Below are 13,802 nucleotides of genomic sequence, written 5' to 3'. Positions count from 1 at the left end.
TCAGTATGCGGGTGAACGATCTGACCGTGCCGGGCCGGTGCCTGGTGATGGGCATCGTCAACGTGACGGAGGATTCCTTCTCTGACGGCGGGCAGTGGCTCGACGTCGACGCCGCCGTCGCCCACGGCCGTGAGCTGGCGGCGCAGGGCGCCGACATGATCGACGTCGGCGGCGAGTCCACCCGCCCCGGGGCGACGCGTGTCGACGCCGAGGTCGAGGCCGCCCGCGTCGCCCCCGTCATCCGCGCCCTGGCGCAGGAGGGCATCCCCACCTCGGTGGACACCATGCGCGCCTCCGTCGCGGCGGCCGCCGCCGAGGCGGGCGTCGCCATGATCAACGACGTCTCCGGCGGCCTCGCGGACCGGGAGATGTACCGCGTCATGGCTGACACCGACCTGCCGGTGTGCCTCATGCACTGGCGCACCGTCCAGTTCGGAGACGCCGCCGGGCGGGCCGAGCACGGCGGCGACGTGGTGCGCGACGTCCACGAGAGCCTCGGTCAGCTCGTGGACAACGCCCTGGCCGCCGGAGTCGTGCGCGGGAACATCGTGCTGGACCCGGGGCTGGGCTTCGCCAAGTCGCGGGAGGATAACTGGGCCCTGCTCCACGCGCTGCCCACCTTCCTCGCCGGGGAATTCCCCGTGCTGGTCGGCGCCTCGCGGAAGCGTTTCCTCGCCGCCGTGCGCACCGGCCGGGGACTGCAGGGAGCGCCCGCCGACGCTGACCCCGCCACCGCGGCAGTCACCGCGATCTCCGCCCAGATGGGGGCGTGGGGAGTGCGCGTGCACAACGTGCCCGTCTCCCGCGACGCCGTCGACGTCGCCGCGGCCTGGAACGCCGGCGGCGCCCCGGGGGGTGCCCGTGGCTGACCGCATCGAACTCCGCGGCCTGGAATGCTTCGGTTACCACGGGGTCTTCCCCCACGAGAAGCGCGACGGGCAGACCTTCATCGTGGACGTCACCTGCTGGCTGGACGTCGCCGGGGCGGCCGCCACCGACGACCTGGCGTTGACCGTCAACTACGGCGAACTCGCCGACCTGGCCGTGTCGGTCGTGCAGGGCGAGCCCCGCGACCTCATCGAGACGGTCGCCGTCGAGATCGCCGACCGCGCGATGGCCGCCCACGGGCTGCTGCACGCCGTGGAGGTGACCATCCACAAGCCCGAGGCGCCCATCCCGCACACCTTCGCCGACGTCGCCGTGGTCGCACGCCGCTCGCGCCGCTCCCAGGCCCAGTTCAGGAACGCCTGATGCGCGCCGTGTTGTCCCTCGGCTCCAACCTCGCCGACCGGTGGAGCCTGCTCCGGGGGGTCGCCGAGGAGTTCCGCGGGGAGATCGTCGCCGCGTCCCCGGTGTACTCCACCCCGCCGTGGGGGGTGACCGACCAGGGCGAGTTCCTCAACGCCGTGCTCATCGTCGACGTCGAATCCACCCCGCTGGAACTTCTGCGGCGCGGCCAGCGGCTGGAGGACGCCGCCGAACGCGTCCGGGAACGCCGCTGGGGGCCGCGCACCCTCGACGTCGACGTGGTGGCCGTCGACGACGGCGGAGAGCTGACCTCGGACGACCCGGTGCTCACCCTCCCGCACCCCTTCGCCCACCAGCGGGCGTTCGTGCTCGTGCCCTGGCTCGCGGCGGACCCCGCCGCAACCCTGGGCGGCGTTCCCGTCGCGGATCTCCTCGCCCGGCTCGACCCTGCCGAAGTGGCGGGAATCGTCGAGGCTGGGACACTGTAGGCATGCAGCGCACACCGATCATCGGGCTGGTCGCCGCCGGCGGTTTCACGGCCGCCGTCGCGGCGATCCTCACCTGGCGGTTCTACGGCTCGATGAGCACCATCCCCGTCAGCGTGTCCCTCACCCTCTGGCTGACTGCTGCGGTGTGCCTCGTCCTCGCGTGGCGGGTCCGGGACCGTCTGGCCGACGGCCGGATCGGCCAGGACCGCAGCCAGCTCAACCCGCTGACGGCGGCGCTGTTCCTGGTGATCGGCAAGGCATCAGCGTGGACGGGCGCGATCATTGGCGGTGGCTACCTGGGCGTCGCCACGTACATCGTGCCCCGGCTGGGCGAGCTGGTCGCGGCCGCCGACGACCTGCCCGGTGTGCTGGCCTGCGTCCTGGGCGGAGCCGCCATGTCGGCCTCCGGCCTCTATCTCGAACGACACTGCGAGACACCGCCGCCCGCCGAGGGGGAACCAGTTGGATAGAGTGGAGTCCATGATTGAGGAGCAGACGTCAGGTGGTGTGGATCGCGGTCAGGTGATGCTGGTCGTGCTGATCGTCCTCGCCTTCATCGCGAGTATCGTCATGCTGTTCACGGACAGCGCCGGCGCGCTCAAACTAGCCCTGCTCGCCGCCCTGTGGGCGGCGATCCTCGGCTTCTTCCTGGTGTTCCGTTACCGCCGGGACGCGGAGACGGCCCGGCGTGAGCTCTCCCACCATTCCGAGCTTCACGACGTCGAGGTTGCCCGTGCCTCCGCCGAGCGCGAGGCCCGCGCGGATTCCCGCGCCCTGGAGCTGCGCGACAAGCAGCACGAACGGGATTCGGAGGTCCTCAAGGACATCCAGCGGGAGCTCGCCGGCATCCGCGCCCAGCTGGAGGAACTGGCTGGCCGTGAGTTCGAGTACGAGCCCGCCGCCCTGCACGCGGAGGCCCGCCGCATCATGGAGCTTGAGCGCGTCACGTTGTCCGACCCCGACGACTCCGATGAGTTCGATGAGTTCGATGAACCCGCGGAGTCCGAGGTCCCGGAGCCCGCCGCCCCGCCCAAGACCGACGGCCGTATCTCCGGGGCGCCCTCCCCGGATGCCATCGCCGGGATGCTCGGCCAGCAGCCGACCCGCCCGCAGGCCAACCCCCTGGCAGACCTCATCGCGGAGAAGGCCCGGCGCGGGGACGCGGACAATGATGTGGAGGAGACCCGCGTCTTCGACACCGGTTCCTTCCAGGCCGTCAAGTGGGACGAGGGCGGCACGAGGAAGCACTCGGCCGAGGCCCAGCCGGTCGTCGAGGAGGAGACCGAAGCAGAGGCGGAGGCGCGCCGCGGCCGCCGTCGTCGCGACGAGAACACCGGAGGCGTCTCCGTGGCCGAACTGCTGGCCCGTTCCCGCGACGACGAGGAGTAGCAGTGCAGGCTCCCCGCATGCGGGTCGGCGTCTACGGCGACTCGCGCCTGTCGCCCCTGCCCGACCAGCTCGCGCAGGTCGGCCACGACGTCAGCTACCTCGACTACGACCCGGATCCACCGAGCGTGGAAGACCTCGACATGGTGATCCTGGAGGTGCGTGAGCCGTTGCTGGAGGCGGCCGTCGAGAGGCTCGCGGACCGGGCGCGGCGCGGCCAGATCTTCGTCCACACCTCGCTCGCCCACGGCGTGCAGATCATGGACCCCCTCGAGGTGACCGGCGCAGTCGTGATCGCGCTGGGACCCCTCAGCCCCCGGCGGTGGGCCGTGACCACGGTCGACGAGGTCGGGGAGACGATCGCGGACCTCATCATCGGTGAAATGGGGGCCAGCGCCCTCCACTTCACCGACGCCGACCGGCTCCGCCTCGGCGCGGCCGTCACCTACCTCCAGGTCGTGCACACCCTCCGGCAGGATGCCGTGCGTCTGCTTTCCGACGTCCTCGGCGATGCCCAGGAGGCCGCCGACGTCGCCGACGCTTCGGGCACCCTGCGCCGGCTTCCCGACGTCGCGTCTCTGCGCGCCCAGTGGGCGGCAATCGACAACCCCGGCCAGGCGCGCGCCTTCCGGCAGGCATCCCGGCGCGTCGCCGAGACCCAGTACAACCAGGACGCAGAGCTCTGGGCCATTCAAGAGGAGAAACTTTGAGCTTCACACCAGGTCAGGCCACCGAGTTCGGGTCCGAGCAGATCGCCGTGCTGGCCCGCGCCATGCGCAAAAGCGGCCGCCCGGTCGCACTCGTCCCCCTCGGTGCCGGACTGCATGCCGGACACATCGCGCTGGTGCGCGCCGCCCGGCGCCTTCCGCGGGGCGTGGTTGTCGTCGCCTGGGCGGGGGAGGAGATTCCCGGTGATTTCGCGGCCGAGGGCGTCGACGCCGTCTTCCGTTACGACCAGGACTCCCTGTGGCCTCGCGGCCTGCGCACCCTGGTCCAGCCCGTCGATCTCGACCTCGAACCGGTCGGGGACGTGGCCCGCCGCCTCACCCTCGAACTGACCCTGATCAACCTGGTGGGCCCCTCCGACGTGGTGGTCGGCGAGAAGGACTACGAGCAGATGCGCGCCCTCCAGGCCGCCATCACCGATCTGCACCTGCCGGTCAAGCTCCACGGCGTACCCACCGTCCGCATGCCCGACGGTCTGGCGGTCTCCCTGCGCAACGCGGGCGTCGAGGAGTCCGCCCGGGACCAGGCCATGGCGCTGTCCGCCGCGCTGACCGCCGGCGCTCACGCCGCCGAGCACGGAGCCGCCGCCGTCCTCGAAGTCGCCCGGAGCGTCCTGGACACCGCGGGCGTGGCGGTGGACTACCTCGAGCTCCGCGGTCTGGACCTCGGCGATGCCCCCGAGACCGGGGACGCGCGGCTGCTGCTGTCGGCCGACGTCGGAGGCGTGCGGCTCATCGACAACGTCGGCCTGCCGCTGGGCATCGGCTTCCGCAACATCGAGGGGTAGGGGCAGGAGAGACGATGCAGCGTCACATGTGACGCCGCGACCAAGTCCATAACGCCCTGAGCTGCATGAATGAAAAGACGGGCCGTCGTCGGATGTGACATCTGACGACGGCCCGTCTTTATCGACCTGCCGACCCGGCCTCAGAGAAGCTCGGCGAAGGCCTCGACGCCTGCCAGGCCCGTGACCTCCGTGGCCAGGAGGGGCAGCTGGATGACGGGGACGTCGAGAAGCAGGCCGGCGAGGGCCTCCTCTTCGAGGACGCGGCGGCCGGCAAGGAACTCGCCCTGGTCCGCGGGGGAGCGGCGGTTGACCACCAGGCCGCCGATGCGCACCCCGGAGGTGCGGAGTTCGTCGTGGAACTCGCGGGTTTCCAGGACGGGCAGCCGTTCGGCGGTGAGCACGATGAAGAAGACGCACTGCGCGGGGTCGGTGAGCACGTCGCGCAGGTGGGTGAAGCGCTGCCGGCGTTTCAGCAGGACGGAACGCAGCTCCTGGTTGCGGCGGTCCACGGGGTCTTCGGCGGCCGCCACCCGGTCCCGGCCGGTCGGGGACAGACCCCGGACCACGGCGGAGAGGTGCTCGGACTTGTCGCGGCGGTCGAGGAGACCGTCGGTCCAGGCGGCCATGAGCTCCGGCAGCGCCATGAGGCGGGAGGTGTGGCCGGAGGGGGCGGTGTCGAAGATGACGTGGTCGTAGTCCCCGGATCCCTCGACGATCTCGGCGATGCGCTCCAGGACCGCCGCCTCGTGTGTGCCGGGGGACTGGGCGGAGAGCTCCAGATGCCGGGTCACCTCGCTGTGGAGGTGCTCGGGCATCATCCTGCGCATGGTGTGGCCGACGGCCTTGAGGTGGGCCCGGGTGGTTTCGGCTGGGTCGAGCTCGAGGACGTCGAGGTTCTCCCGGACGGTGGTCACCCGGTCCCCGATCCGCCGGTCCCACAGGTGCCCCAGGTTGTGGGCGGGGTCGGTGGAGACGAGGAGGACGCTGCGCCCGGCCGCGGCGAGCGCGGTGGCGGTGGCCGAAGCGACGGTCGTCTTACCCACGCCGCCCTTGCCCCCGAAGAAGATGATGCGGGTGGAATCGACGAGATCTAGCAGCATTGGATGTTCTCCAGGGGTGAATGTTCCATGCCCATGCGGCGGTGCCAGGCGTGGAAGTCCTCGTAGACGATCGGGAGCAGTTCGAGTGTGTAGTAGCTGGCGGGGTTGGGCACGCCGAGAGCCTCCGAGAGGACCAGCATCATGAAGAGGTCGTCCTCCTGCTGGCGGGCTTTGATGAAGGTCGCCCGGTACGGGCCGGCGTAGAACTCCGTCAACCCGTCGGTGAAGGCCTTCAGCCTGTCCCGGAGGCTCACGGCGTCACAGCTTCTGGTCGGCGGTGCCGGTACCGGCGACGGCCGGTGCCGGGGCGTCGGTGTCGTCGTCGGACCAGACGACGGCCGGTTCGGTGCGGGCGCGGCGCATGGCGGCGAACGCCTCGACCGTGACCCAGATGGCGGAGATGAGGATGACCACGTCGATGGCCAGCAGCAGCCAGTTCTGCGCGTCCCAGAAGGACTGCAGCTGAACCACGGCGGCCCACAGGGACATCACGAGCACGAACACCAGCGGGATGAGCACCGGCCAGGTGGGGCGGCGCAGGCGGGTGAGGATCACCGCGATGATCGACAGGGTCAGCGCCGCCATGAGCTGGTTGGTGGTGCCGAACAGCGGCCAGATGAGCATGCCGCCTGATCCGTCGCCGCCGGCGGAGAAGGTCAGGCCCAGGGCGACGACGATGACGATGGCCGTGGCCACCAGCGCGTTGAGCTTCACGCCGACGATCTCGCCGATCTCCTGGACGACGAAGCGCTGCAGACGCACACCGGTGTCCATGGTGGTGGCGGCGAAGAGCACGGCCATGGTCGCCAGGATGGTGGCGGACAGGGAGGTGGGGATGCCGAGGCCCTCGTTGATGAGGCTTCCGCCGCCGGCGACGAAGGCGTTGACGCCGCCCTGGTTGAAGGCGGTGTAGATGGCCTCCCAGTCGGCAAGGGTGCGGAAACCGGCGGTGGTGGCGATGATCGTGCCGAGCGCCAGCAGGCCCTCGCCGACGGCGCCGAAGTAGCCGACGAAGCGGGAGTCGGTCTCCTTGTCCAGCTGCTTGGCGGAGGTGCCGGAGGAGACGATGCCGTGGAAACCGGAGATCGCGCCGCAGGCGATGGTGACGAAGAGCAGCGGGAACATCGAGGGCGTGCCCTCAGGCACGTTGGTGTTGATCGCCGGGGCGACCAGCGTCGGGGCGGTGACCAGGAAGGAACCGTAGAGAATACCCAGGCCGACGAACAGCTGAAGGCCGTTGATGTAGTCGCGCGGCTGCAGCAGCACCCACACCGGCAGCAGGGAGGCGATGCCGCCGTAGATGAACAGGACGATGATCCAGAAGGCGTTGGGGGACAGGCCGAGGATGGAGTCCGGGAGGACGACGGGGAAACGGTCGCCGATGATCATGAGGGCGTACAGCGCGACGACGCCGACGACGGAGACCAGCGGCAGGCTCCACTTGAAACGGTAGATGGCCTGGCCGATGAACAGCGCTACGATGATCGCGCCCCAGGTCGGGATGACCGCCGTCGGCGTGGAGACCAGCAGGCCGGAGATGACCACCGCGAAAGCGGCGACGACCATGAGCAGCAGCAGGAAGATGACGATGAGGAAGAGGTTGCGCCCGCGCGCGCCGATGTAGCGGCCGGACAAGGTGCCGATCGACTGCCCCTTGTGCCGCTGGGACGCCCACAGGGCGCCGAAGTCGTGCATGCCGGCGATGAAGACGGTGCCGATGGTCACCCAGAGGAATGCGGGGAACCAGCCCCAGATCACCGCGACGGCCGGGCCGACGATGGGTGCGGCACCTGCGACGGAGGTGAAGTGGTGGCCCCAGAGGACGAACTTGTTGGTGGGGACGTAGTCCACGCCGTCGTTCATCGTGTGGGCGGGGGTGCGGTAGTTTCCGGACAGCTGGTACACCTTGCTCCCGAGGAAACGGGAGTACAGCAGGTAGCCGCCGATCATCATGCCGACGCCGATCACAACCAGGATCAGTGAGTTCATGGAGCGTCCCTTAATTGGCTAGGGGCGGCCCTGAGGGCTCCCGCGTGGGAAGGGTCATCGGCCGCCGGTGATTGTGTTGCGTCCCTTATTTTGCCATATCCAGTGGTACAGACCACCAAATGACTGGTAGTACCACTTGTTTTGCTCCGGGAAAACCCGGAGTTCGGGAAGGGGGCCGGGCCCCTCGTGGCGGGGATGAAAAACCCCCGGGGCGCCGTCCGCTGCCGCCGGGGGTTCGTTCAGGTGCCGCTACTCGACGCCGATCTCGCCGCCGTTGGCCTTCCACACCACGACCGCAGCCGGGCGCGGGTTGGAGTTGCCGCCCTCCGGCCAGTTGGACGCCGGGTTGGCGACGGATGCGCCGTCCGCCTCCCCCGGGTGCTGGACGTTGACGATGACGCGCTGTTTGTCGACGATCGGGCCGCAGGTCTCGGCCGCGTAGGGCACGGTGAGGAAGCACTTGAGCTCGCCGCGGTTCGGGCCTTCGACGGTCAGTGCGTAGAGGCCGTCGTTGGAGCCCAGGGCGTTGCCGTCGGTGGAGACCCACAGGTTGCCGTACTCGTCGAACGCCAGGTTGTCCGGGCAGGAGATCGGGGAGACCTTGGTCTTGTCGAAGCCGCCGAAGTAGGTGTAGGCCTCCTCCGGTTCGCCGCAGACGAGGATGAGGTTCCACGTGAAGCTCGTGCCTGCGTGCTCGTCGTCGAGCTCCATGACGAGGCCGTTCTTGTTCTCCTTGACCGGCGCGTACTCGGTGACGTCCTCCCAGTTCTGGCGGTGGCTCTCCTCGGCCGCGCCGCGGTACTTGTTGTTGGTCAGGGCCATGTAGACCTTGCCGGTGACCGGGGACGCCTCGACGTCCTCGGGGCGGTCCATCTTGGTGGCGCCCTTGGCGTCGGCGGCCTCGCGGGTGAAGATGGCCACCTCTTCAGCACTGAAGCCCTCGACGTGGGACTTCGCCTTGCCCTTCTCGTCGACGCTGAGCAGCGGCTCCCAGCGGCCGGAACCGTCGAAGGCGCCGTCGGAGGGGAGCAGGCCGGAGCCGTCGAACTCGTGCTGCGGGGAGTTGCCCTCCATCACGGCGACGTACAGGGTGCCGTGGTCCAGGATGGTCAGGTTGTGATCGATGTCGCCGTCGATCATCTTGCGGGAGGAGACGAACTTGTAGAGGTACTCGAAGCGGGCGTCGTCGCCGGAGTAGCAGACCACGGTGCCGTCGCCGGTGACATGGATGTTGCCGGCCTCGTGCTTGAAGCGGCCCAGGGCGGTGTGCTTGACCGGGGTGGAGGTGGCGTCGAAGGGGTTGAGCTCGACGATGTAGCCGAAGCGGTTGACCTCGTTCGGCTCCTGGGAGACGTCGAAACGGGCGTCGAAACGCTCCCACTTGCGGCCCGACTCGCCCTTCGGGATGCCCAGGCGGTCGAGGGAGGTCTTGACTCGCTCGTCGGTGACCGAGGCGGAGTGGGCGAAGTACTGGTCGAAGTTCTCCTCGCCCGAGAGGATGGTGCCCCAGGGGGTGACGCCGCCGGCGCAGTTGTTGAGGGTGCCCAGGACGGTCTCGCCCTTCCTGTCGGCGGAGGTCTTCACGTACTCGGAGCCGGCGGCCGGGCCGACCAGCTTGAAGGGGGAGGTGGCGGTGATGCGGCGGTTGAGGTCGCCGAACTCGCGCCTGAGCTCGCCGGTGCGGGCGTCCTTGGACACCTCGAGGACGGTCAGGCCGTGGTTGGCCCAGCCGATCTTCACCTGCTCCTCGGTCGGGTTGTCGGAGTCGTACCCCGGGTGCATGTGCGGCTCGGTGGTGTACTCGTGGGAGGCCACGTAGACCATGCGGTCGGGGTCGGTGGGGTGATCGAGCAGTCCGGCGAAGTCGTTGTTGAAGCCGAACTGCTTCTCGGCCTGTGCGGCGGTCTGGTTGTTGATGTCGAATTCTTCGGCGCCCTCGATGACCGGATCTCCCCAGGCGATGAGTACGGACTGCTGGTACCCGGCCGGGATGACGACCTCGTCCCGCTCGTTGGGGGCCACCGGCGCGAACTGCATGCCCTTGACGGAAGCCGGTGCCGCGTTCCGGGAGGAGGAGCCCGGGAGTGCGGAGGAACCGAAGGGCGCCGCTGCCGCCGCGGGGGCGAGGGAGGCCATCGCGGCGCCGCCGCCGACGGTGAGGACGGTGAGGCTGCCGGCCTTGAGGGCGGAGCGGCGGGACATCATGTCGCCGAAGTAGGGGTTGTCCGACTTGTTCTCGCACTCCCCGAAGCAGGCGTTGCCGCACTTGTAGGTGCAGGTGACGGAGCTGCGGGAAGAGGTGAACTTGCTGCTGAAAAGATTGAGACCCTTCAGGGTCATGGTGTCCTCCGGAGTCTGAGAAATATCGATTGAGACTGAAGGGACCTTAAGGATGCCGGGTGTCCCGATGGTGATATCTAGAAGAAGTGTTGGTTAACTCAAAATAACTCGGGAAAAAATTCGGGCAAGGGTTGAATAAGTACGGGTTTAACTGTGTAATATCGTGGCAGACCGCCACTGCCCACCTCCTTAGGAGTGAGACCACTTGTTCGTCACCACCGAGCCCACCTCCCGCAACCGCCACCTCAAGCCGGAGAACGAGGAGATCATCAAGGCCACCCTGCCGGCCGTCGGCGAGAACATCGGGACCATCGCCACAACCTTCTACCGCACCATGTTCGGCAAGCATCCCGAGCTGCTGGCCAACACCTTCAACCGCGGCAACCAGAAGTCCGGCGAGCAGCAGAAGGCACTGGCCGCCTCTGTGGCCACGTTCGCCTCCATGCTGGTCAACCCGGACGCCCCGGACCCGGTGGACCTGCTCAAGCGCATCGGCCACAAGCACGTCTCGCTCGGCATCACCGAGGACCAGTACCAGGTCGTCTACGAGAACCTCTTCGCCGCGATCGTCGAGGTGCTCGGAGCGGACGTCGTCACCGCAGAGGTCGCCGCGGCCTGGAGCGAGGTCTACTGGATCATGGCCGACGTGCTCATCACCTTCGAGAAGGAGCTCTACGCCTCCGACGGCGTCGAGCCGGGCGATGTCTTCCGCGACGTCACCGTCGTGGAGAAGGACGCCGTCTCCGACCAGGTGACCGTCTACGTCCTCGAGGGCGAGCTCAGCCAGCCCCTGCCGGGCCAGTACACCTCCATCGGCGTCATCCTCGAGGACGGCGCGCGCCAGCTGCGCCAGTACTCGATCATCGCCCAGGAACCGGGCCGCTACACCATCGCCGTGGAGACCGAGGGCGAGGTCTCGACCCACCTGCGCGAGAAGGTCAACGTCGGCGACACCATCCAGGCCACCCTGGCCGCCGGCGACCTGGTCCTGAAGAACGCCGAGGACGAGAACCCCCTGGTCCTGGTCTCCTCCGGCATCGGCTCCACCCCGATGGTCGGCATGCTCAGCTACCTCGCCCGCACCGGCTCCGGACGCCCGACGCTCTACCTGCACGCCGACGACTCCGAGGCGCTGCACGCCCAGCGCGCGCACACCACCACCCTGCTGGAGAAGCTGCCCAACGTGACGGCCGAGGCCTGCTACCGCACCGAGGGAGTGCTTGTCGACGTCGCGAAGCACGACCTCCGCGGCGCGGACGTCTACCTCTGCGGCGGCAACGGCTTCCTCCAGGCCGTCCGCGACGACCTGGCGAACCTGCCCGACGACAAGGCGCCGAAGTCCGTGCACTTCGAGCTGTTCAGCCCGAACGACTGGCTCCTGGGCTAGTTCGCAGGCCCTCATCCGGAGAAGTGGATGAGGGCCCCCACGGCGAACACGAACGCGGCCAGCGACGCGCAGGCGAATTCGAGCAGCATCCCCAGGCCCATGGATTTCATGGCTTCCAGGGACGAGCGCCAGGCGGCGGCGAGATCGCGCCGCCGGGCGAACTCGGCGAGCAGCAGGCCGAGGGCGAATCCCAGGAAGAGCCCGACCACCGGGACGATGAACATTCCGGCGACGCCCACCGCGACGCCGACCAGCACCGGCCCGTTGGGGATCCTGTGCGCGCGCATCTTGCGCCCGGTCAGCACCAGGGAGGCGCTCATGCCGATCAGGGCCAGCGCCGCACCGATGAGGCCGGCCGTCCATGATGCGGTGCTGCCGATCAGCCAGGCCCAGGCGAGGAGGGCGGCCACCGTCAGGATCGAGCCGGGCAGGATCGGGATGATCGTGCCGGTGACGCCGACGGCGAGCAGCAGGCCGACTACGGCGGTGACGACGGCGTCGAAAGTGGGGGAGTCCATGGGGCAAGTGTCCCACCTGTCCCGCCCCTTATCTTCCCCGACGGCCCGTTTCCGCAGTAGGGGGCACCGTGGACTATCCTTGGTGACCGTGAGCGAGCAGAAGAAATCCCAGGCAAACAAGGCAGATTCCGGCACCGACCTTCCCGAGCAGCTGCGCATCCGCCGCGAGAAGCGTGCCCGTCTGCTCGAATCCGGCGTCGAGCCCTACCCCGTCACCGTCGACCGCACGATCTCCCTGCGTGAGCTGCGCGAGAAGTTCGTCGTCCTCGCCGAGGGGGAGGAACCTGAGCAGGCCGAGGACGTCACCTACCTTGCCCCCGGCGCGGAGACCGACGTCGAGGTCGCCGTCACCGGCCGCCTGATCTTCATGCGCAACACCGGCAAGCTCTGCTTCGCCACCCTCCAGGCCGGAGACGGCACCCAGCTGCAGGCCATGCTCTCCCTCGCGGAGGTCGGCCAGGAGGCGCTCGACTCCTGGAAGGCAGACGTCGACCTCGGCGACTTCGTGTCCGTGCGGGGCAAGGTCATCGCTTCCCGACGTGGCGAGCTCTCCGTCATGGCCACCACCTGGCAGATGGCGGCCAAGGCCCTGCGCCCGCTGCCCGTCGCCTTCGCCGACCTGAGCGAGGACACCCGCGTCCGCCAGCGCTACACCGACCTGATCATGCGCGAGCAGGCCCGCAACGCCGCCATCACCCGGATCAAGGTGATGCGCGCACTGCGCAACCACCTCGAGTCCGAGGGGTTCTACGAGATCGAGACCCCGATGCTCCAGACCCTCCACGGCGGCGCCGCGGCACGGCCCTTCATCACCCACTCCAACGCCTTCGACCTGGACCTCTACCTCCGCATCGCGCCGGAGCTCTTCCTCAAGCGCGCCGTCGTCGGCGGCCTGGAGCGGGTCTTCGAGGTCAACCGCAACTTCCGCAACGAGGGCAGCGACTCCACCCACAGCCCCGAGTTCGCCATGCTGGAGACCTACCAGGCCTGGGGCGACTACATCGACGGCGCCAACATGATCCGCGGCCTCGTGCAGGCCATCGCCCTGGAGGTCTTCGGCTCCACCACCGTGACCTGGGCCGACGGCACCGAGTTCGACCTCGGCGGCGAGTGGCCCGTCATCGAGATGTACCCCTCCCTCAACGAGGAGCTGCAGAAGAAGTTCCCGGGCCAGCCCGAGGTCACCGTCGACTCGACCGTCGAGGAACTCAAAGAGCTTGCCGACGTCGTCGGCCTCGGCGTCCCCTCGGACGGCGGCTGGGGCCACGGCAAGCTCGTCGAGGAGATCTGGGAGCTGCTCTGCGAGGACCGGCTCCAGGGCCCGATCTTCGTCAAGGACTTCCCCGTGGAGACATCCCCGCTCACCCGCCAGCACCGTTCCAAGCCCGGCCTGACCGAGAAGTGGGACCTCTATGTCCGCGGCTTCGAGCTGGCCACCGGCTACTCCGAGCTCGTCGACCCGGTCATCCAGCGCGAGCGCTTCGCCGATCAGGCCCGCCTCGCCGCCGGCGGCGACGATGAGGCGATGGTCCTCGACGAGGAGTTCCTCGCCGCCATGGAGCAGGGCATGCCCCCGACCGCCGGTTGCGGCATGGGCGTCGACCGCCTCCTCATGGCCCTGACCGGCCTGGGCATCCGCGAGACCGTCCTCTTCCCGCTGGTCAAGCCGGAACAGAAATAACCTCCGGCGGGGTGCGTTAAACCCGGCCATCACGTCGTGGGCCATCGGCGCAGCCCGCTCAGCCGAGCCGGTTGAGGGCCGCGCTGAATCCTCCGTGGGGTGGACCCCGGCCCCGATATTCATCGATATCGGGCCCGGGGTCCACCCCAACG

14 protein-coding genes are annotated in these 13,802 nt (G+C 68.9%); 9 read left to right on the top strand and 5 right to left on the bottom strand.

The features are described from left to right. Positions 1 to 5 precede the first annotated feature (5 nt). The 7 genes from folP to B840_RS10770 are packed head-to-tail and all read left to right on the top strand — an operon-like array spanning position 6 to position 4,635. Positions 6 to 869, top strand: a complete 864-nt coding sequence (folP, locus tag B840_RS10800; protein ID WP_042622132.1) for a dihydropteroate synthase — start codon at positions 6 to 8, stop codon at positions 867 to 869. After that, a complete protein-coding gene (gene folB / locus B840_RS10795) occupies positions 862 to 1,251 on the top strand; it encodes a dihydroneopterin aldolase (protein ID WP_042622734.1) in 390 nt (129 codons plus the stop codon). Before folP ends, folB begins: the two co-directional genes overlap by 8 nt. Further along, the gene (gene folK, locus B840_RS10790; RefSeq protein ID WP_042622131.1) at positions 1,251 to 1,736 is read left to right on the top strand and encodes a 2-amino-4-hydroxy-6-hydroxymethyldihydropteridine diphosphokinase; all 486 of its coding nucleotides are present in this window, start codon (positions 1,251 to 1,253) and stop codon (positions 1,734 to 1,736) included. Before folB ends, folK begins: the two co-directional genes overlap by 1 nt. 2 nt (positions 1,737 to 1,738) lie before the next feature. Beyond that, on the top strand, positions 1,739 to 2,206 hold the full coding sequence (locus B840_RS10785) for a DUF3180 domain-containing protein (RefSeq protein WP_042622130.1): 468 nt from the start codon (positions 1,739 to 1,741) through the stop codon (positions 2,204 to 2,206). 10 nt (positions 2,207 to 2,216) lie between these two features. Further along, positions 2,217 to 3,125, top strand: coding sequence for a DUF6779 domain-containing protein (locus B840_RS10780; RefSeq protein ID WP_084603107.1), 909 nt, complete (start codon positions 2,217 to 2,219; stop codon positions 3,123 to 3,125). Positions 3,126 to 3,127: 2 nt separating this feature from the next. Next, on the top strand, positions 3,128 to 3,832 hold the full coding sequence (locus tag B840_RS10775; RefSeq protein ID WP_042622129.1) for a 6PGD fold domain-containing protein: 705 nt from the start codon (positions 3,128 to 3,130) through the stop codon (positions 3,830 to 3,832). After that, on the top strand, positions 3,829 to 4,635 hold the full coding sequence (locus B840_RS10770; protein ID WP_042622128.1) for a pantoate--beta-alanine ligase: 807 nt from the start codon (positions 3,829 to 3,831) through the stop codon (positions 4,633 to 4,635). Before B840_RS10775 ends, B840_RS10770 begins: the two co-directional genes overlap by 4 nt. Before the next feature lie 140 nt (positions 4,636 to 4,775). On the opposite strand, the gene B840_RS10765 is transcribed toward B840_RS10770, so the two are convergent. The 4 genes from B840_RS10765 to B840_RS10750 form a co-directional block, all read right to left on the bottom strand. Beyond that, positions 4,776 to 5,735 carry an ArsA family ATPase gene (locus B840_RS10765; RefSeq protein ID WP_042622127.1) on the bottom strand — a complete coding sequence of 320 codons (960 nt, stop codon included), beginning with the start codon at positions 5,733 to 5,735 and terminating at the stop codon, positions 4,776 to 4,778. Then, positions 5,726 to 5,989, bottom strand: a complete 264-nt coding sequence (locus tag B840_RS10760; protein ID WP_042622126.1) for a cory-CC-star protein — start codon at positions 5,987 to 5,989, stop codon at positions 5,726 to 5,728. The genes B840_RS10765 and B840_RS10760 overlap by 10 nt, the downstream gene beginning before the upstream one ends. 4 nt (positions 5,990 to 5,993) lie before the next feature. Next, positions 5,994 to 7,724: a carbon starvation CstA family protein gene (locus B840_RS10755; protein WP_042622125.1), complete on the bottom strand. Its 1,731-nt coding sequence runs from the start codon at positions 7,722 to 7,724 to the stop codon at positions 5,994 to 5,996. A gap of 249 nt (positions 7,725 to 7,973) precedes the next feature. Next, positions 7,974 to 10,064, bottom strand: coding sequence for a PhoX family protein (locus tag B840_RS10750; protein ID WP_042622124.1), 2,091 nt, complete (start codon positions 10,062 to 10,064; stop codon positions 7,974 to 7,976). Positions 10,065 to 10,269: 205 nt separating this feature from the next. On the opposite strand from B840_RS10750, the gene B840_RS10745 reads away from it, so the two are divergent. After that, the gene (locus B840_RS10745; protein WP_042622123.1) at positions 10,270 to 11,451 is read left to right on the top strand and encodes a globin domain-containing protein; all 1,182 of its coding nucleotides are present in this window, start codon (positions 10,270 to 10,272) and stop codon (positions 11,449 to 11,451) included. Between the two features lie 11 nt (positions 11,452 to 11,462). Here B840_RS10745 and B840_RS10740 read toward each other — a convergent pair whose 3' ends face one another. Beyond that, positions 11,463 to 11,969: a DUF456 domain-containing protein gene (locus B840_RS10740; RefSeq protein WP_042622122.1), complete on the bottom strand. Its 507-nt coding sequence runs from the start codon at positions 11,967 to 11,969 to the stop codon at positions 11,463 to 11,465. 88 nt (positions 11,970 to 12,057) lie between these two features. Here B840_RS10740 and lysS point away from each other — a divergent pair, with 88 nt between their 5' ends. Next, the gene (gene lysS, locus B840_RS10735) at positions 12,058 to 13,650 is read left to right on the top strand and encodes a lysine--tRNA ligase (protein ID WP_042622733.1); all 1,593 of its coding nucleotides are present in this window, start codon (positions 12,058 to 12,060) and stop codon (positions 13,648 to 13,650) included. The last annotated feature ends 152 nt before the right edge of the window (positions 13,651 to 13,802 follow it).

The organism is Corynebacterium marinum DSM 44953 (assembly GCF_000835165.1).
Lineage (GTDB): Bacteria > Actinomycetota > Actinomycetes > Mycobacteriales > Mycobacteriaceae > Corynebacterium > Corynebacterium marinum.
This window is presented reverse-complemented; position numbering and strand designations above follow the sequence as displayed.